The organism is Streptomyces sp. NBC_00252, assembly GCF_036187565.1.
Taxonomy (GTDB): Bacteria; Actinomycetota; Actinomycetes; order Streptomycetales; family Streptomycetaceae; genus Streptomyces.
In genome coordinates, this window is record NZ_CP108087.1 from 9,600,659 (window position 1) to 9,620,122 (window position 19,464).

The following is a 19,464-nucleotide window of genomic DNA, read 5'->3' on the forward strand; positions in this document are numbered from 1 at the left end:
GTGCGGACGTTAATTTCATTTCTCATGTCGCCGACGTAGATATTGGGTTTCGTACGGGGCTACACGAGCGCGTCGATCCAGTCCCGCAAGGCCTTCGCCGTCGTCGCCGCGTCCTCCTCCAGCACGCTCAGATGCGTACCGGCGGTGTCCACCGTGTCCCGCACACCCGGCCACGAGGACCTCCACTCCCGCGGCATGTCCGGCAGCGGTTCCGAGGCCCGCACCGACAGGGTGGGCACCTCGATGGACTCGGGCCGCCACCCCCGGAACATCCGCGTGTACGCCCCCAGCGACAGCAGCGTCAGATCGTCCACCAACGTGTCGAACCTCTCTCCGACCGCCAGCGGAATCCGCGCCGGCAGCGACAGCAGCCACGGCTCGGCCTCCCGGTCCGGGGTGACGTGGTACGAGTCGATCAGCACGAGCCCGGCCGGGGGAGCCCCGAGCGACGCCAGCCGGGCGGCGAGCGCGTGCGCGGCCGTCCCGCCCATGGAATGGCCGACCAACACACAGCGCCTGTCGCCGAGTTGATGCCGTACGGCGGTGGCGTGCGCCTCGGTCAGCGACTCCAGGTCCCTGGCCACCGCGTCCCCGTGATCGACCCCGGGGTGCCGCACCTCGAACACGTCCCGCTCACCCTCGAAACAAGGAGCGAGCCCCGCGTACCAGGGCCGCCCCAGATTGGTCGCGAACCCCGGAACACACACAAGGGCCGGCCCCCGGGCGCCTGCCGCCAGCCGCAACGGCGGCAGCGCGTGCCGGGCGGCCTCTTCCGGGCCGAAGGAGGGGGCACCGATGGACGCCGTCACCACCAGATGCATGGCCGCTACGACCTCCCCGCTCTCGCACACCTTCCGGTACAGGCCGGGCAGCGACTGCCCCGCCCCGCGCCCGCGCCCTCCGGGCTCCACAGGTGACGGCACGGCCGTGACGGAGATCTCGTCGGAGAGGCTGCCGCGCAGCTCGCCGTACAGGTGCTCGGCGAGCTGTTCCGTGTCCGGCCAGTCGTAGGCCACCGTGACCGCGAGAGGCGTGCCGGTCAGGAGGCTCAGCCGGTTGCAGAGCATCACCCGCATCAAGGAGTCGAGGCCCAGCTCCGAGAAGTCCCGGTCGACGGCGTCGGTGTCCGTGTGCCCGAGCACTCCGGCGACCTCGGTCCGGATCAGCCCTCGCAACGCGGGCAGCCGCTCGGGTTCGGGCAGAGCCGCGAGCCGCCCCCGCCACGCACCGGCCCCACTGCCGGGCGCTCCATCACTGGCCACGGCAGAGGCCGACCGCCGTTCCGCGCGCAACAGGCCACGCAGCGGCGGCGGTACGACCGCCCCGGCCGGGAGTGCCTTCGGGGAACGGTCCAACGGCAGTGGCGCGAGGACCGGTTCGCCGCTGCCGAGGGCGGCGTCGAAGAGCGCGAACGCCTGCTCCGGGGAGACCGCACGCACCGGGCCGCCGTGAACCCGCCCGCTGCGCGCCGCCATCCCTTCCTCGTCCGCCCACGCACCCCACGCCAACGACAGCGCGGGCAGGCCCAGTTGAGCACGATGACGGGCGAGCGCGTCCAGGAAGGAGTTCGCCGCCGCGTAGGTGCCCTGACCGGCGTTGCCGAGCAACCCGGCCGCCGACGAGAACAACACGAACTGCGTGAGAGGCAGCTCCTTCGTCAACTCGTGCAACTGCCAAGCCGCGTGGGCCTTCGGCCGCAGCACCTGCGTCAGCCGTTCGGGTGTCATCGAGGCCAGCACCCCGTCATCCAGGACACCAGCCGCGTGCACTACGGCGGTCAGGTCGGGGCCGAACCTCGCGACCACGGAGGCGAGTTGGTCCCGCTCAGCGATGTCACAGGCCACCAGGTCCACCTGTGCGCCCGCTTCCTGGAGCTCGTCCCGCACCTCCCGTGCGCCCGGCGCCTGTTCACCGCGCCGACTGAGCAGGACGAGCCGCCGCACCCCATGCCGGTCGACCAGGTGCCGGGCCAGCATGGCTCCCAGGGACCCCGTGCCACCGGTGATGAGGACAGTGCCCCCGCCGAGAGTGCTGTCCTCCGCCGAACCGGGTACGGCAGCCACCAGGGGGACCCTCAACATGCCTTCTTGTACGGCGATTTGGGGTTCGCCGGTGGCGAGGGCGGCGGACAGCCGTCGCATCGACTCGGGGTGGTCGTCGACGTCCAGGAGCGTGAGGCGCCCGGGGTACTCGGACTGCGCGGTCCGCAGCAGGCCCCAGACGGTCGCGGCGGGCAGGTCCGGTGAGGCGCCGGAGGCACCGCGCGTGACCACGGCGAGGCGCCCGGTACCGGCGAGATGTGTTTGCAGCAACGTCAGTGCGCGTGCGGTCAGTTCGTGTGCAGCGGCGGCCGGGTCCGTGTGCGCGTCGCTGCGATCGGACAAGGACGCCACGACCAACTCCGGCGCTGCGTCGGACCAGGACGACTCGTCGTCGGCGGAGGCGAGGAACGGAGCCAGGTCCAGGTCGTCCGTCGTCGACATCGTCACGGTGGGCGCCTCACCGCCGTCCGGGACGCCCGTCCAGCGCAGCCGGTACAGGTCTCCGGCCGGGGCGGGGGCCACGTCCGGCGCCGGGCGCGTGGTCATGGACTCCAGCCGGGCAACGGGTTCGCCCGTGGGAGTGGCGAGATCGAGGGTGATCGAGTCCGGCTCGGCTGTCGTCATGCGGACGCGCAGGGCCGTCGCGCCCGTGGCGTGCAGGCTCAAGCCCCGCCAGGCGAACGGCAGTCGGGGCGTGCCGGTCGGCGGTTCGGCGAGGAGTCCCGTGTGCAGGGCGGCATCCAGCAGGGCGGGGTGGAGCATGTGGTGCCGGGCGTCCGCGACCGGCAACGGGCCGACCTCGGCGAAGAGTTCCTCGCCCCGCTGCCATAGCGCCGTCACACCCTGGAACGCCGGACCGTACGCCAGCCCGGCCTCGGCCACCCGCTCGTAGGCACCGGCGAGATCCAGTCGGGTGGCACCGGCCGGCGGCCATGCCGTGAGCGGGACCGGATCGGTCAGGACTCCTGGGCCGAGCCGACCCGTCGCATGCTGCGTCCACGTGCCCAGCGCGCCGGACTCCTCCGGCCGCGCGTACACGTCCGCGCTACGGCGCCCGGAGTCGTCCGGTTCGCCCAGGACCACCTGGAGCTGGATGCCCGCTTCGTCGTCCTCGGGGAGGAACAGCGGGTTGAGCAGAGCGAGTTCCTCCAGTACGGCGAGGCCGCACAGGTCGCCCGCGTGCAGCACGAGGTCGGCGAACGCGGCGCCGGGCACGAGGGTGTGGCCGCCCACGACATGGTCACGCAGCCAGGGTTGGGCCGCGCCGGACAAGTTGTCCGTGCACAAGAGCCGTTCGGTGCCCGGCACGGTGACCGTGTGCGTCAGGAGCGGGTGTGCGGTGCCGGTGGTCGCGCCGGTAGCGGTGTCGGGCAGCCAGTAGCGCTGCCGTTGGAAGGGGTAGGTCGGCAGGTTGTCGACGCGTCGGGCACCGCTGCCCGCGTACACCTGATGCCAGTCCAACCGCACCCCATGGACGTGGAGTTGACCGAGCGCGTCGAGCATCGTCCGTGGCTCCGCGCCGTCCCGGCGGGCCGTTGCCGTGAAGAGGAGTTCCTTGCCGGTCCCGGCCAGGCCCGTCGCGGCCTGGGCCGTGAGCTGGGCGTCCGGGCCGATCTCCGCGAACGCGGTCACCCGGCCGTCGTGCGCCAGCCACTGCACGGCGTCCCCGAACCGCACGGCCTCACGGGCATGCCGTACCCAGTACGCGGCCGACCGCAGCTCCTCCCCGGTGGCGGGAAGCCCGGTCAGGCCCGACACCACCGGGACAGAGGGCGCGCGGTACGTCAACTCGCCCGCGACACGGCCGAATTCGGCGAGCATCGGTTCCATGAGAGGGGAGTGGAAGGCGTGGCTCACCCGTAGCCGGACGGTACGGCGACCTCGTGCGGCGAAGCGTTCGGCGAGCGCGAGGACCGGGTCCTCCGCGCCGGAGACGACGACCGCGCGAGGGCCGTTCACGGCCGCGACCGCGACGCCCTCGGTCAGCTCGGGCAGTACCTCCGCCTCGGCGGCGTCGAGAGCCACCATGGCCCCGCCCTCCGGCAGTGCCCGCATCAACCGTCCGCGCGCCGCGACCAGTTCGACGGCGTCCGCCTCGGAGAGCACACCCGCGCAGTGCGCTGCCGCCAGCTCGCCGACCGAGTGCCCGGCGAGGAACTCCGGTCGTACGCCCCACGATTCGAGCAGTCGGAAGGTGGACACCTCGAAGGTGAAGAGGGCGGCCTGGGCGAAGTCCGTGCGGTTCAGGAGCTTGCTGGCGTCGGTGTCCCAGAGGACCGAGCGCAGGGCACGTTCCAAGTGGGCGTCGAAGCGTGCGCACAAGGCGTCGAAGGCGGTCGCGAACACCGGGAAGGTGTCGTACAACGCCCGTCCCATTCCCGTCCGTTGCGCGCCCTGGCCGGTGAAGAGAAGGGCCAGGCGGGCGGAGGAGTTGGCGGGGTGCGGGGGAGCGGTCTGCGTGAGGGCGTCGAGGGCGGTCAGTGTCGCCGTGCGGTCGTCGGTGGTGACGGCGGCTCGGTGGGGGAGTGCGGCTCGGGTGGTCGCATGGGTGAACGCCACGTCCGGGAGGGGGAGTTCGGGGTGGGTGCGAAGGAAGTCGGCAGTGCGTGCGGCCTGTTCGCGCAGGGCGGCCGGGCTCGCCGCCGAGAGCAGCAGTGGGGGTGTCACGGTGCGGCGCAGGGGTTGTTCGTGAGACGTGACCGCCTCGGGCTCCTCCAGGATCACGTGCGCGTTGGTCCCGCCGATGCCGAACGCCGACACCGCCGCGCGGCGTGGGCGGCCGGGCTCGGGTGGCCACTCCTCGTCCCGGGACAGCAGTCGTACCGTGCCCGAAGACCAGTCGACGTGAGGTGAGGGTTCGTCGGCGTGCAGGGTGCGGGGGAGGCGGTCGTGGTGCATGGCCAGGACGGTCTTGATGACGCCGCCGACACCGGCCGCGGCCTGGGTGTGCCCGAGGTTGGACTTCAACGAGCCGAGCCACAGCGGGCGTTGGGCGGTGCGGTGCTCGCCGTAGGTGGCGAGGAGGGCCTGTGCCTCGATCGGGTCGCCGAGTGCGGTGCCCGTGCCGTGGGCCTCGACGGTGTCGATGTCCGCCGGGGACAGTCCCGCGTCGGCCAGCGCCGAGCGGATCACCCGTTGCTGGGCAGGGCCGTTGGGGGCGGTGAGGCCGTTGGAGGCGCCGTCGGAGTTGACGGCCGAGCCGCGCAGTACAGCGAGTACGGGATGGCCGTGGCGCCGGGCGTCCGAGAGCCGCTCCAGCAGGACCAGGCCGACCCCTTCACCCCAGGCGGTGCCGTCGGCCGCCGCCGAGAACGGCTTGCAGCGGCCGTCGGGGGCCAGCCCGCGCAACCGGCTGAACGCGACGAACGGGCCCGGTGACGCCATGACCGTGACCCCGCCGGCGACGGCGAGCGAGCACTCGCCGTCGCGCAGGGACCGTACTGCCGAGTGCATCGCGACCAGCGACGACGAGCACGCGGTGTCCACCGTGACGGCGGGCCCGCGCAGTCCCAGTGTGTAGGCGATGCGGCCGGAGACCACGCTGCCCGCCGAGCCGAGGGCGAGATGCGCCTCCAACTCGTGGCCGCCGCGGTGCAGTAGACGACTCGCGTAGGTGGCGTGCATGACGCCGACGAAGACACCGGTGTCGCTGTCGCGCAGCCCGGCCGGGTCAACGCCCGCCCGCTCCAGCAACTCCCAGCCGGTCTCCAGCAGCAGGCGCTGCTGAGGGTCGGTGGCTAGTGCCTCGCGGGGCGACATGCTGAAGAACGCGGCGTCGAAGTCGGCGGCGCGGTCGACGAACCCGCCGCGACGGGTGGTTGACGTGCCGAGGTGGTCGGGGTCCGGGTCATACAGGTCGTCCACGTTCCAGCCCCGGTCGGCCGGGAAGTCGGAGGTCGCGTCGGTGCCGTCGGCGACCAACTGCCATAGGTCCTCCGGGGTTTCGACTCCGCCCGGGTAGCGGCAGGCCATGGCCACGATGGCGATGGGCTCGCCCGGTTCGGAGCGGCCGTCGTCAACCGACTGACGCGCAGGGCTGGTTCCCTGCAACGCGTCGCGCACGAGGGCCGCCACAGCGGTGGGTGTGGGGTGGTCGAACACGAGCGTCGCGGGCAGCGGCAGACCGGTCGCCGTGCCGAGTCGGTCGCGCAGCAGCACCCCGCCGAGCGAGGTGAGGCCCTGCGCGGTGAAGGGCACGTCGGGGTCGAGTTCCGGCACGGGGACGTCGAGGGTCCGTGCCGTCACGTCGAGGACCAGGTCGAGTACGGCGTCGGAGGCCGCCGCGAGCCCTTCGCGCAGAGCGGCCGACGCGGTCGTCCGTTCGGCGGCGAGGCGCTGCGGCAGCTGTTCGGCGAGGTCGGCCCTGGCGAGCTTGCCGGTGGCGGTACGGGGGAGGGCGGCGGTCGGATAGATCTCGTCCGGCACCTTGAACCCGGACAGCCTCTCCCGGCAGACGGCGAACGCCCTTGCCGTGTCCACGCCTTCGGGGCCGGGCACGACGAACGCCACCGGCACCTCGCCCAGTACGTCGTGCCGGCGGCCGACCACAGCGGCGTCGACGACATCGGGGAGCGCCAGCAACACCCCCTCCACCTCAGAGGGGTTGATGTTCACCCCACCCCGGATGATCAACTCCTTGACCCTGCCGGTGACATGGAGACGACCGCTCGTGTCACGCCGACCGAGGTCGCCGGTCCGGTACCAGCCGTCGGTGAACGCCTCCGCCGTGGCGTCCGGCCGGTTGTGATAGCCGGTCATCACCCCGGGGCCACGCACCCAGATCTCACCCTCGTCCTCTGCGCGTGCCTCGGTACCGGTGGACGGATCGGTGATGCGGATGTCCAGCACCAGGATGGGAAAGCCGCGCGAGGGGTCGTCGTGGGGAGCGTCGAGCCGTTGGATCGCGATCTTCCCGCAGGCCTCCGTCGAGCCGTATCCGTCCAACAGGGGCGCGGACAGCGCCAGTTCGGTCTCGGCGCGCAATTCGGGCGAACAGGGAGCCCCTCCGCTGACGCACACCCGCAGCGACGCGGGCACCGGACGCGCGGTCTCCCGTAGCGACTCCAGTAGCAGGCGGTAGGTGGTGGGGACCCCGCCCAGGACGGTGAACGGCTCGGCGGTGAGCGCCTCGACGACGCTCGCCCCCGGCGCCAGGACACGGGCGCTCGCACCGACGGAGAGGACACCCAGCAGACAGATGGAGTGGCCGAGGGCGTGGAACATCGGCAACGGCCAGAGGAGGTCGTCCTGTTGGGCCAACCCGAACGCCGGTACGTAGGCCGCCGTCACCGACCACAGTCCCGAACGCTGCGTCGACACCACGCCCTTGCTCTGCCCGGTCGTGCCCGAGGTGTAGTGGATCCAGGCGGGCTCGTCGAGTCCCAGGTCGTCACGCGGAGCGGTACCCGAATCCGTCCCGGCGACGGCCTCGAAGGAGATCGCCCCGTCGGTCGGTTCCTCCTGCCCGACGACGATCACCCGTTGCACGGCTCCCAAGTGGGCAAGCGACCGCTCGGTGAATGCCGCGACGGCGCCGCTGTCGTCGAGGAAGTACGCCAACTCCTCTTCCGACGCAGCCGGGTTGAGCAGGACGCCGATCGCCCCGGCGCGCAGCACTCCGAGCCAGCTCTCCACCAGCTCGACCCTGTTGCCCAGATGGATCGCGACCCGGTCCCCACGTCGTACCCCGAGCCGCGCCAGGTGCCCCGCCACTCGGCCGGTGCGCTGCTCCAACTCCCCGTAGGTGACGGCACGTCGGTCGTCGCGGTATGCGGTCCGGCCACCGATCCGAGCCGCGTGTTCCCGCAGGATGTCCGGCAGTGTACGCACCGGCTCGCCCCCGTAAGTTCCCATTCCCACCCTTTCGTTCCCCACCGTGAGCGGTCACCGTACGACAGTCGCCGTCGGACGGCGGTATAGGGCACGCTCTACGGCATGGTGATGTGCGAGTACTTCTCGGCCGCGAGTGACGAGGCCGCCGTCGGTGTCCTCGACGCACCGGGCGGGCCCGATCCGTCGGTGTTCGACGTGCTGTCCCTCAAGGACATCGACCCGGTGGTCGTGATGGCGCGGCTCGAAGGCATCCTCACCGACTGCACCTACGACGAGGCGCGCGCCCGCCCCCGCTCCGGGCAACTCCTCTCGGACCCCGAGGCCGAGGCGGCGTTCATCATCAGCGTCTCCGACACACTCCGGGACGCCCTGGCCACGGCGTCCGGTGAACGACTGGACCGGGCCGCAGGGCCGTTCGCGGCGGTCGAAGAACTGAGATTCACGCCCACCAAGATGCCGGAAGTGCTCCATCGGTTGTCCGGCCTGGCCAGGCGGGCCACAGCGGAGAACCGGCGGCTGTACTGCTGGTGGGCCCTGTAAGAACCCCAACTCGGCAGTCAGGAGCGGCCCTTGACCACCCCCGGCGACCCGACGACCCCCGAACCGCTCGGGCCGTCGTCACTGGCCTGGCGGTACTTCAGCGACTGGCGGGGCATGCTGATCGGCCTCTGGGCCGGTTCGATGCAGAACATGCATCCCGGCCTCGGCGCCGGAGTCGAAGAACACTCCCACTTCTTCGAGGAGCGGTGGGAACGGCTGCTCCGCTCGCTCTACCCGATCGCCGGAGTGATCTACGACGGCCCGGACGCGGCCCGCACCGCCCGCGAGGTGCGCGACTACCACGTCGGCATCAAGGGCGTCGACAGCAAGGGGCGGCGCTATCACGCCCTCGACCCGGACACCTTCTTCTGGGCGCACGCGACCTTCGTCATGGTGCCGGTGCTGATCTGCCGGTACTTCGGCCGACCGCTGACACGGGAACAGAAGGAGCGGTTCTACGCCGAGAGCCTTCAGTGGTACCGCCTTTACGGGGTCAGCGACCGGCCCGCTCCCGCCAACTGGGCAGATTTCACGGTGTACTTCGAGCGGATGTGCGCCGACACTCTGGAGGACAACCGGGCGGCACGCGCCGTGCTCGACATCCGCCGCATAGGCAAACCACCTTTCCTGAACCGGCTGCCGGACATGGTGTGGCGGGTGATCCGGGGTCCGCTGACCCGGCCCTTCGTGTGGCTCACCGTCGGGATGTATCCGCCCTCTGTGCGCGCCAAGTTGGGCTACCGCTGGTCGCGGCGGAGCGCGGTCGCGCTGTGGCTGCTGGGCCGTACCGTCGCCCTCTGCTGGCACCTCGTGCCGTTCGAGCGGCGCTACCACCCACGGGCCAGGGCCGGTTGGCAGCGGGCGCGCGGTCTCGTCGTAGGACCGGTCCAGACGCCGCGGCGGAATCTGCCGCCCGAGGAGCGGCGGGGGGACGGGAAGCACTACGCGCCGGACGTGTAGGCGCGGTGGTGGCCAGTTCACGTGAGGGCGTGCTGTGGCGGGATCGCTCGGCGATGCCGGCCCGGCTAGCATTGATCGGTGACCAAGACACCAGGCGCTGCTCGGACCAAGGTCGGCATCACCCTCGACCGTGTCGTCGCGACCGCGTTCGCCGTCCTGCAACGTGACGGCATCGCCAAACTGTCCGCCCGGACGATCGCTGCCGAACTCGACGTCCGGATGAACACGGTCATGTGGCACATCCGGACCAAGGACCGGCTGCTCGGGCTGATGGCGGAAGCCATCCTGGGCGAGGTCGACCTCGAGGACCTGCCCGGAGACTGGCGCGAGCAGGCGACCGAACTCCTGCGGCGGCTGCGGCAGGCGATGCTCGGACACCGAGACGGCGCGCTGCTCGTCGCCGGGACCTTCCCCGTCGAGCCGAACACGCTGGCCTTTTCCGAACGGCTGGTGACCCTCCTCTTCGAGGGCTGCCCGACCCGCAAGTCGGCCGCGTGGACGTCCTGGAGCCTCTTCTACTTCACGCTCGGGCTCGTCCAGGAGGAGCAGGCGACACCGGCCGAGTTCCACGACCGGCTGCGGGAAACGCTGGACGAGCAGCATTTCCCGGGCCTGCACTCGGTGCTGGAGGACTATGCGTCGATCGACTACGGCGAGCGCTTCGAGTTCGGGATCGAGCAGATCCTGCAATCGGCACCGACGACCAAACCCCGCTCACAAGCTGCGAAATGACAGTGCGTCAGGGGCTAGGGGCTCTCAACTCAGCTGCTCGCCAAGGCCGACGATGATGCCCTCCGGACCGCGGACGTAGCAGACCAGATAGCTGTCCTCGAACCGGGCGATCTCACCGATGAGTTCGGCACCGTGCGGGCGCAGGCGGGCGACGGTGTCCTTGATGTCGTCGACGGCGAACATGACGCGGTGCGTGCCCAGGATGTTGTGCGGCCGGTCGCGCGGCCCCTCGTCGATCACCTCGGGGCTGCGGTACTTCGCCAGCTCCAGCCTGCTGTGACCGTCCGGGGTCCGGACCATCGCGATGTCGCAGTGGACGCCGTCGAGCCCGGTGCACTGGTCGGCGAAGGGGCCCTGGACCTCGGCCCTGCCCTCCAGCTCCATGCCGAGTTCCAGGAAGAACGCGATGGCTGCTTCCATGTCGTCGACGACGATGCCTACGTTGTCCATCCGCTGAATCGCCATGGTGGTTGCTCCTTCATCCCTTGGGCCTTGCCGCGTGGCCGGTGGTGGCCGCTGATGTCCCTGGGACGGAGCCGGCGGCACGTTCTCGACATCCTCGGGTGCCGGCACGCGATCCGCATCAAGAAGTCATCCCTTACGACCCGAACGCGCTCTTGGACACCTCGTCCCACGCTCGCCATTCGTCGAGCCGCGCCTGGTACTCCTTGGTGATCATCTCCAGCGGGCCCTCGCCGAAGAAGATCCGCAGCGGCGGCCGCTCCGCGTCCACCACGGTGAGAATCGCCGCCCGCGTCGCACTCGGATCGCCGCGCTTGGAGGAGATCCCCGTCATGGCCGCGCGGAAGTCGTCGTAGGCCGGGAGGCGGTCGGTCCGTACCGCGGAGGGGCCCGCCCATTCGGTGGCGTATCCGGCCGGCTCGACCAGGGTGACCCTGATGCCGAAGCCCTTCACCTCCGCGGCGAGGCTCGCGGTGAACCCTTCGAGAGCGAACTTGGACGCGTGGTAGAGGCCGAGCCCGGGCAGCGAGGTGACCCCGCCGATGGAGGAGACCTGGATGATGTGGCCCGATCCACGGGCGCGGAGGTGGGGGAGCGCCGCCTGGGTGACCCACAGGGCGCCGAACACGTTGATCTCGATCTGATCGCGTGCCTGCCGCTCGGTGACCTCCTCGGTCATGCCGAACAGGCCGTAGCCCGCGTTGTTGATGACGACGTCCAGCGCGCCGAACGTGTCGATCGCACGCTGCACGGCCGCGAACGCCGCCGTACGGTCCGCGACGTCCGCCCGCTGCGGCAGCACCGCGTCGCCGTACTTCTCGACCAGGTCGTCGAAGGCGGACCCGGAACGGCTGGTCACGGCGACCCGGTCGCCCCGTTCGAGCGCGGCTTCCGCCCACTCCCGGCCGAATCCCTTCGAGGCTCCGGTGATGAACCACGTCTTCGCCATGATCGCTCCTCCAGGGGTGCTCTTGTGCGCTGACCAACACCTTCAGTGAAGTTGGTCAGTGACCAAGATGTCAACCGGCAATGAGCCTCGGTGCGAAAAAGCGGTTCCAGGCCGTGAACCGACTGCGCGGCGGACGGCGCGCGCATCGTCGCCGCTGGGCGTCAGGTCGCGGGCGTCGGAGCGGAGGCGCCTGACTCGCAGCCCCTGCCCAACGTGCCCTGGTCCGCGCCCCGTTGGACGGCGGGCGCGGACCAGGGCACCTGTTCAGGACTTCACGGGCTTGCCGCGCCCCCACGCCCACGCCAGGCGGTCGGCGCCGGACTGGTTGGTGGTGACCAGCCACGGGCGGGCCGCGTCGCCGATGAGCTTCTGGATCGAGTACGTGTCGTCGGTGCGCAGGCCGGGCCAGTACACGGACCCCATGCCGAGCTGGCGGAACGTGTCGGTGTCGGCCTGGATGAAGTTGACCGAGTTGTCGGCGGGCGTCGGGACGTCGTAGTTCAGGCCAGTGGTCATCGGGGCGCCGAACTCGTCGGCCACCGTGCGGTTCGCGCAGGTGCCGAGGCGTTCCTTGAGGTCGCTGACCCACTGGTCGTAGGTCGCGTAGTCCTTCCAGAAGCCGTAGTGGTGCAGGGAGAGGTACGTGCCCTTCAGGCGCGGGTCCGCGCAGACCGTGGTGACATGGTCGTTGTAGCCGGCGCCGCTGACGAAGACGCGGTTGCGCGGCACCGAGCGGTAGGTGTCCAGCCACTTCGCGGCGAGGTCGGCCCACTCGGCGTCGGTGTAGCCGTGGGGCTCGTTCATCGGCTCGAAGTAGACGCGCTGGTTGTGCTGGTAGGCCTTGACGACGGTGCTCCACATGGGCCAGTAGGTGGCGGGGTCGTCGATGAAGCCGTCCTTGTTGGCGCCCGTCCCCTCCCAGTAGGAGACGATGACCTTGAACCCCTGTGCCGTCGCCGCGTCGATCACTCCGCGGTACGACTTCCAGTAACTGCCGTTCACCGTGTACGGGTTGATGGGCAGCCGCACCGTGTTGGCGCCGAGGTTGGCGCGGAACGCCGCGATCACCCGGGTCGCCTTCACGTACGTCTGGGCGTAGCTGTCGGAGAGCGACAGGCCGGACAGGACGACCGGGTCGTCGGCGTAATTGTCGCGCGGGTCGGCCCAGTTGACGCCCTTGAACTGGGACGTGTTGGTGCTCGGCGCGGCGGAGGCGGGGCTGCCGGCCAGCGTGGCGCCGGTGACCGCGGCGATCGCGACGGCCACGAAGGTGGCCCGCAGAGGGGTTCGGGCGGGGTGGGTGCGCATCGACTTGCCCTTTCAGGAATGGCGACTCCGCGCAGGGCGGGACCTGCGCGCGGCTGAGCGGCCGTCGGAACAGATACCGGGCGGGGCGGATGACGTCGGCTCGTCGTCCCACGTCCCGGTGGGCGCGGTGGTGTTGGGGGAGTGGGGCACGGTGGGCCCTGCTCGCCGGGAGCCTCCTGTCTCCCTTCCTCCACCGGCCGCGACGCGGCGTTTACGTAAACATCCTGCGCCGGAATCCTCGGCCGATCCCGAGGCCGAGGAGGTGGGTTGAGATGTTTACGCAAACATGGCGGCGCCGGAATCGTGGCATCCGGCACCGCCGTCGTCAAGGTTTCCCGCACACGACGTCATGGGCGTCCCGCGGCGGGGCTACGGCTTGATGCCCACCCCGGTCCACAGGCTGACCTTGGCGTCCGTGGGTGCCTCCGCCTCGGACAACTCCTCGGTGACGGGGGCCGGACGCCAGCGGTGCCCCACGGCGATGCCCGGCTCGAGCAGGTCGAGCCCGGTGAAGAACCGCGCGACCTCGTCCCGGCTGCGGACCTTCACCGGCGTCCCGGCCTCCTCGTAGATCGCCGTGACCTTCGCCCAGGGCTCGGGGTCGAAGTCCGCGGTGACGTGGCTGATGGCCAGCGCGCTGCCCGAGGGGAGCACCGACACCAGACGCTCCACGAGACCGTACGGGTCCTGGTCGTCGGTGACGAAGTGCAGCAGGGCGTTCAGCGAGAGCGCGATCGGCTCGTCGAAGTCGAGTATCTCGGCCACTTCGGGGGAGTTGAGGAGCGTGTCGGGGTCGTTCACGTCCGCCTGGACGTACGCGGTGCGTCCCTGCTGGGTGCTGCGCATCAGGCGCTCGGCGTACTTCAGGACCAGCGGGTCGTTGTCGGCGTAGACCACCCGGGCCTCGGGCACCACGGACTGGGCCACCTGGTGCAGGTTCGGCTCGGTGGGGATGCCCGTGCCGATGTCGAGCCACTGGCGGATGCCGTGCTCCCGGGCGAGCGCGCGGGTGGCGCGGTGCATGAACCCGCGGTTCTCCCGGGCGGCGACGAAGACGCCGGTGAAGACGCCCGAGACCGCCTCGGCCGCCTGCTTGTCGACCTCGAAGTGGTCCTTGCCGCCCAGGTAGTAGTCGTACATGCGGGCGGAGTGCGGCCTGCTGGTGTCGATGTCCCGTGCGGCGTGGGCGTTGGTCATGCTCTCCCTCTCAGGTGGTGTACGTCGGCGTCTCGGGCAGGTCGCAGCCGGGCCGGCTCCAATTCCCCACGCCCGTGGTGTGGTTCAGCCTGCCATCAGATGGTCGGCCAGTCCCCGCTTGACCCCGTCGACGAACGCGGCCATCTCCTGGGGCGTGTAGATGAGCGCGGGTCCCGCGGGATCGGTCGACTGGCGCAACGCGATCCGCCCGTCGGCGAGTTGCTTCGTCTCCACGCACTGACCCCCGTTGGGACCGCTCCAGGGGCATTCCCAGCCCTGCTCGCCGAGGTTCGACGCGGGCATCCCGTTGTAGACCATGTCGTCGGTGGTGGTCATGAGTACTCCTTGCGCATGCGGTTCAAGAGCGCCTTGCTGTCCGCGGACGAGGTCAGCAGCGACATCCTGTTGTGCGCCTCCAGATGGGCCACGACATCGGACCGCTGGTCCAGATACATGGAGGCGGAGAGGATCTCGCTGTAGACGACGTCGGGCAGCTCCGGTTCCTGGAACCGGAAATAGGTGAAGGGTGCGCACGCCCCGACGTGGGCACCCGCCGAGAACGGGACGATGTCGACACTGACGTGGTCCAGTTCCGAGACCTCGAGGAGCCGGTCTATCTGGTCCCGCATGACCGCGGGACCTCCCACCACCCGGTGGAGCACGGCTTCTTCCAGCACCGCCCACAGCGTGGGCGAGTCCGGCCTCTCCAGCAGACTCTGGCGGCGCAGACGCAACTGCACCCGCCGTTCAAGGTCTTCGTCGTTGTCGTTCGGGAAGCCGCCGCTCAGCACGCCTCGCGCGTAGTCGTACGTCTGCAGGAGTCCCGTGACGTAGTGCGGCTCATAGGTACGCAGGGTCTTGGCGCCGGTCTCCAGGCTCACATAGGCGGTGAACCAGCCCGGGAGCACATCGCGGTAGGCGTGCCACCAGCCGGGCTCGTTGGCCCGGTCGGCGAGGGCGACGAACTCGTCGATCTCCTGGCGGTCGGCGCCGTAGGTCTCCAGCAGCTTCTCGACATAGAGCGGTTTGAGGCCGACCTCGGCCTTTTCCAGCCGGCGGATGGTCAGGGACGTGACCCGCAGAGCCTTCGCGGCGTTCTCCAGGGACACCCCCGCGTCCTGCCGCCTCTCCTGCAGCCGTCGGCCGAGGATCATGCGGAGAACCGTGGGTGCACCCGCGCCGGTGCTCGACCGAGCTTCGCTCACGCCCAACCTCCTGAGGGACTGTCACCGGCATTAGTCTGACAGCGACTTGCTGATGCCGCCAGACAGAAACGGTCGTTCTGAAATTATCAGGGAGTCGGTTGCAGCTTGAACTGAGCTATGGGCATAGTTACTTGTGTGAGCGATCTAGGCCGTCCACCGAACTCCCCAAGTCCGGCAGGCCTGTTGGTCACGCCGTGCGTCTCCCGCCTGCGCCCGCCCCCGATGGAAGGCGAACCACCGTGTCCCCCCACACGACTCCCTCCCCGCAGCTCTTAGATGTCGCCAGCCCGGACCTGGCGCACTGGCTGGAATTGCCGGCGCACCGCTCCGGTGTCCGGACCGCCCGGCACGCCATGGGCGCGCAGCTCGCCAAGTGGCGGCTGCCCGAACCGGTCCGTGACGACGCGGTCCTGCTCATCTCCGAGCTGGCCACCAACGGCGTGTGTCACACGCCCAGCGCGCGGCTCCTGTGCGGTGTCGGGCTCGTCACCGACCGTAGTCTCCGCATCGAGGTGCACGACCACGACTACACGGGCAGCAACCTCTCCAGATGCGAGCCGTGTCTCGACGACGAGAGCGGGCGCGGACTGTTCATCGTGCAGGCGATCGCGGAGACCTGGGGGGTCGACCGATCGGGACTCACCGGCGGAAAGGCCGTGTGGGCCACTCTGTCCACCGGCTACTGATGCCGGACACGTGGAGGGGGCGAGGACGCCCGCGGCCTGTTCAGGTGGTCGCGGGCGTCAACTCGGCCAGCAGCAGGGTGCGATCGTCCGCCCCGGGCGCCGAATACGGCGGCCGCAGCAGCCGCTCGCACAGCGTGGGGAACGGATCCGGCGCGCCGGGCGGCACGGGTTCGGCGGCGGCCGTGTCGAGGGTGCGGGCCAGCCGGGCGATCTCGTGGTCTATGTCGGCGTGCCGCGACTCGACCAGGCCGTCGCTGTAGAGAAGGAGCAGGGCCGGCTCGTCGATGGTGAGCACGGTGGCCTCGTAGTTGCCCGTGCCGAGCCCCAGCGGCAGTCCGGCGCTGGCGAGCGTGACCGGTGCGGCCGGTCCGTCCGGGCCGAGCAGCAGCGGCGGCGGATGTCCGGCACCGACCAGCGTGCACGAGTGGGCCCGGGCGTCCCACTCGGCGTAGATGCAGGTCGCGAAGGACGCGCCCGGTGTGTCGTAGGCCAACTCGTCGAGTCTGCGCAGCAGTTCGGCCGGTTCCATGTCGAGCCGCGCCAGCGTGCGCACCGCCGTGCGCAACTGGATCATGGCCACTGCGGACTCGGGGCCGTGGCCCATCGCGTCGCCGACGACCAGGCCGACCCGGCCGCCGGGGCGGGGCAGGACGTCGAACCAGTCGCCGCCGATGATGTTGGCCTGCCCGGCCGGGAGATAGCCGTGCGCGATACGGCAGCCGTCGAAGGCGCGGGCCGGGTCCGGGAGCAGGCTGTTGCGGATGGCGAGCGCGGTGCGGCGCTCGCGCTCGTAGCGGCGCGCGTTGTCCAGGGCCACACTCGCCCTCGCCGCCAACGACTCCACGGCGACCGCCTCGCCGGGCAGGAACGGCTCCCGGTCCGGGCCGCGCGTGCACGCGACGAACCCGACGGTGGCACCCCGCAGTTGGAGCGGTACGACGAGGAACGACGCCGTCCCGAGCAGATCGTCTATGCGCTTCGCGTCACCGCCCGCGGAGGCCAGCAGCCGATCCGAGGTGTGCTTGTCCACCGCGTCGAGCAGCTGCGTGTGCCCGCTGGCCAGAGCGCGCGCGTACGGGGTCTCGCGAGGGAACACGACCACCTCGCCGACCGGCAGCACACCGTCCCAGGCCTCCGGCGCCTCCGAGCCCACCCGCAGCGCCAGCCTCCGCGCCTCGATCTGGGGCGGATCGGCGGCGGGATACGCGTTCTCCTCCAGCACCCACCGCTCCAGCAGATACACCGACGCGGCGTCGCAGAACCCGGGCGTCAGCGCGTGCACGACATGGCTGCCGGTCAGCCGCAGATCGAGCTCGGAGCCGATCACGTCCGCGGCGGGCGCGAAGGTGGCCTGCCTGCGGCGTGGGGGACCGGCAGGGAGTGCGTCACCGTGGTGACTGCGCGGTTCGTTCCGCAGGGTCGTGCCTTTCAGCGTGGGGGACCGGTCGCGTGGCGTGGGGGAGGCAAGCGGTCTGCCGTGGTTTCGTCGGCAACTATATGATGGCGCGTCAAGGATCTTGGGTCGAAAGGGAGTTGTGGTGCCGGACAGTGGAGGTCTGCCGCAGGGGATCGATCCGGGGAAGGCGAGTGTCGCCCGAATGTACGACGCGATGCTGGGCGGTGAACACAATTTCGCCATAGACCGTGAGGCACTCGCCGCCTTCACGGCGATCGACCCCCAGGTACGCACCCTGGCCCGTGCCAACCGCGACTTCCTCGGCCGGGCCGTGCGCTTCCTGATCGCCTCCGGGGTACGGCAGTTCATCGACCTCGGCTCGGGCATCCCCACCCAGGGCAACGTGCACGAGGTCGCGCAGGCCGCAAGCCCCGGAGCGCGCGTGGTCTACGTGGACAACGACCCGGTGGCCGTCGCCCACAGCACCTCCCTCCTCGCGGACAACCCGGACGCGGACATCGTCGACGGCGACATCCGGCGGCCCTCCGACGTCCTGTCCGCCCCGCAGGTACGGAAGTTGATCGACTTCGACCAGCCGGTCGCCGTCCTGATGATCACGATCCTGCACTTCGTCTCACCCGGCGAGGACCCGGCCGGCATCGTCGCCGCCTTCCGCGACCAACTCCCGCACGGGAGCTGGCTGGCCATGAGCCATGCCACCAACGAGGACCGCCCGGACACCGCCGCGGCCGTGGGCAAGCTGTACAGCTCCAAGGCCACTTCGCCGGTCACCGCCCGTTCCTACGAGGAGATCCACGGCCTGTTCGACGGCTTCGACCTGGTCGAACCCGGCCTGACCTACGTCCCCTTGTGGCGCCCGGACTCGGAGGACGAGATCCCGGAGAAGCCCTCGGAGTACTGGGTCTACGCGGGGGTCGGCCGCAAGAGCGACTGAACTCGGCCCGCCGGCCGCCGTGTTCGCGAGGAACTTTGACCTCTCGGCAGGGAACTCAGCCCTGTGAGCAGGGAACTTCGGCCTGTCCGCGGGAAAACGAGGCGCGCGCCCCGAAATTGTCCGGATGAGGGGGAGTGAGTCGCGAGAACGGGGGCAGGGGGGTCTTGTCGGCAGTACTTCCGGACGAATGGGGTGGGCGTTATGGCAGCCGTGACGGCAGCGGAGGCACCGGCCACGGCAGGGCAGCGGACGACGGCAGGGGAAGCGCTTCCCAGGATCGCGCAGCCGTCGAAGGTGAGCCCGAAGGACGCGCGTGAGCTGTCGCGCCAGTTCTTCGACCGGCTGACCTCGCTGGAGGAAGGCACTCACGAGCACCAGTACGTGCGCAACACCCTGATCGAGATGAACCTCTCCCTCGTGCGCTACGCGGCCGCGCGCTTCCGCAGCCGCAGCAACAACGAGATGGAGGACATCGTCCAGGTCGGCACGATCGGACTCATCAAGGCGATCGACCGGTTCGAGCTCACCCGTCAGGTGGAGTTCACCTCGTTCGCCGTCCCTTACATCGTCGGCGAGATCAAGCGCTTCTTCCGCGACACCAGCTGGGCCGTCCACGTGCCGCGCCGGCTCCAGGAGGCCCGCGTCGAGCTGGCCAAGGCGACCGAGGAACTGCGCTCCCGCCTCGGCCGTACGCCCACCACGCGTGAGCTGTCCGAGCTGATGTGCCTCTCCGAGGAAGAGGTCATCGAGGCCCGCAAGGCGTCCAACGGCTACACCTCCTCCTCGCTCGACGCGGCGCTCAGCTCCGACGCGGGCGCCGAGGGCGAGACCGTGCTGGCCGACGTCATCGGCGAGGACGACCCGGGGATGGAACTGGTCGACGACCTCAGCTCCCTGGCCCCGCTGATCGCCCAACTCGACGAGCGCGAGCGGCAGATCATCCACATGCGTTACGTCGAGGAGCGCACCCAGGCCGAGATCGGCGAGGAACTCGGCATCTCCCAGATGCACGTCTCCCGGCTCATCAGCCGGATGCTCCGCCGCCTCCGCGCGGGGCTGCTCGACCCCGCGGTCGCCTGACGGACCGATCGGGCCGAATGTCCCAACAATCCGGGCTGTTGGAGGATTTCACCCTCCCCGGATATCCGTTCTGCGGCACTCTCGTACTGTGGCCGGGTCAGCACCTTCCGGTGCGGGCCC

The 19,464-nt window shown here is 70.4% G+C and carries 14 protein-coding genes; 6 read left to right on the forward strand and 8 right to left on the reverse strand.

The genetic code is table 11. The annotated features are described in order from the left end of the window. Positions 1-59: 59 nt before the first annotated feature. Positions 60-7,895, reverse strand: a complete 7,836-nt coding sequence (locus OHT77_RS42810) for an alpha/beta fold hydrolase (RefSeq protein ID WP_443048185.1) — start codon at positions 7,893-7,895, stop codon at positions 60-62. Positions 7,896-7,976: 81 nt separating this feature from the next. Between OHT77_RS42810 and OHT77_RS42815 the strand changes: the two genes are divergently transcribed. The 3 genes from OHT77_RS42815 to OHT77_RS42825 all read left to right on the forward strand — a co-directional run bounded on the left by OHT77_RS42815 (position 7,977) and on the right by OHT77_RS42825 (position 10,106). Further along, positions 7,977-8,414 carry a hypothetical protein gene (locus OHT77_RS42815; protein WP_328833776.1) on the forward strand — a complete coding sequence of 146 codons (438 nt, stop codon included), beginning with the start codon at positions 7,977-7,979 and terminating at the stop codon, positions 8,412-8,414. Between the two features lie 30 nt (positions 8,415-8,444). After that, the gene (locus tag OHT77_RS42820) at positions 8,445-9,374 is read left to right on the forward strand and encodes an oxygenase MpaB family protein (RefSeq protein WP_328833777.1); all 930 of its coding nucleotides are present in this window, start codon (positions 8,445-8,447) and stop codon (positions 9,372-9,374) included. A gap of 78 nt (positions 9,375-9,452) precedes the next feature. Then, on the forward strand, positions 9,453-10,106 hold the full coding sequence (locus OHT77_RS42825; protein WP_328833778.1) for a TetR/AcrR family transcriptional regulator: 654 nt from the start codon (positions 9,453-9,455) through the stop codon (positions 10,104-10,106). A 24-nt stretch (positions 10,107-10,130) separates the two neighbouring features. Here OHT77_RS42825 and OHT77_RS42830 read toward each other — a convergent pair whose 3' ends face one another. The 6 genes from OHT77_RS42830 to OHT77_RS42855 all read right to left on the reverse strand — a co-directional run bounded on the left by OHT77_RS42830 (position 10,131) and on the right by OHT77_RS42855 (position 15,227). Beyond that, entirely contained in the window at positions 10,131-10,571 is a 441-nt protein-coding gene (locus OHT77_RS42830) for a VOC family protein (RefSeq protein ID WP_328833779.1), read from the reverse strand. A gap of 133 nt (positions 10,572-10,704) precedes the next feature. Continuing rightward, a complete protein-coding gene (locus OHT77_RS42835) occupies positions 10,705-11,517 on the reverse strand; it encodes an SDR family NAD(P)-dependent oxidoreductase (RefSeq protein WP_328833780.1) in 813 nt (270 codons plus the stop codon). A 264-nt stretch (positions 11,518-11,781) separates the two neighbouring features. Then, positions 11,782-12,825 (reverse strand): glycoside hydrolase family 5 protein, encoded by a 1,044-nt coding sequence (locus tag OHT77_RS42840; RefSeq protein WP_328833781.1) that lies wholly within the window; start codon positions 12,823-12,825, stop codon positions 11,782-11,784. 369 nt (positions 12,826-13,194) lie between these two features. Continuing rightward, positions 13,195-14,022, reverse strand: coding sequence for an SAM-dependent methyltransferase (locus OHT77_RS42845; protein ID WP_328833782.1), 828 nt, complete (start codon positions 14,020-14,022; stop codon positions 13,195-13,197). 84 nt (positions 14,023-14,106) lie between these two features. Then, positions 14,107-14,358, reverse strand: coding sequence for a DUF397 domain-containing protein (locus OHT77_RS42850; protein WP_266775231.1), 252 nt, complete (start codon positions 14,356-14,358; stop codon positions 14,107-14,109). Further along, entirely contained in the window at positions 14,355-15,227 is an 873-nt protein-coding gene (locus OHT77_RS42855) for a helix-turn-helix domain-containing protein (protein ID WP_266775232.1), read from the reverse strand. The genes OHT77_RS42850 and OHT77_RS42855 overlap by 4 nt, the downstream gene beginning before the upstream one ends. 239 nt (positions 15,228-15,466) lie before the next feature. Between OHT77_RS42855 and OHT77_RS42860 the strand changes: the two genes are divergently transcribed. Beyond that, on the forward strand, positions 15,467-15,913 hold the full coding sequence (locus OHT77_RS42860; protein WP_266775233.1) for an ATP-binding protein: 447 nt from the start codon (positions 15,467-15,469) through the stop codon (positions 15,911-15,913). Between the two features lie 40 nt (positions 15,914-15,953). Here the strand turns inward: OHT77_RS42860 and OHT77_RS42865 are convergent, their stop codons facing one another. Beyond that, on the reverse strand, positions 15,954-17,240 hold the full coding sequence (locus OHT77_RS42865) for a PP2C family protein-serine/threonine phosphatase (protein ID WP_328833783.1): 1,287 nt from the start codon (positions 17,238-17,240) through the stop codon (positions 15,954-15,956). A 211-nt stretch (positions 17,241-17,451) separates the two neighbouring features. On the opposite strand from OHT77_RS42865, the gene OHT77_RS42870 reads away from it, so the two are divergent. Together OHT77_RS42870 and OHT77_RS42875 are read left to right on the forward strand one after the other, a co-directional pair. Continuing rightward, complete coding sequence (locus tag OHT77_RS42870) at positions 17,452-18,264, forward strand: SAM-dependent methyltransferase (RefSeq protein WP_328833784.1); 813 nt, start codon at positions 17,452-17,454, stop codon at positions 18,262-18,264. Positions 18,265-18,465: 201 nt separating this feature from the next. After that, positions 18,466-19,344 (forward strand): SigB/SigF/SigG family RNA polymerase sigma factor, encoded by an 879-nt coding sequence (locus tag OHT77_RS42875; RefSeq protein WP_328833785.1) that lies wholly within the window; start codon positions 18,466-18,468, stop codon positions 19,342-19,344. Positions 19,345-19,464 lie beyond the last annotated feature (120 nt).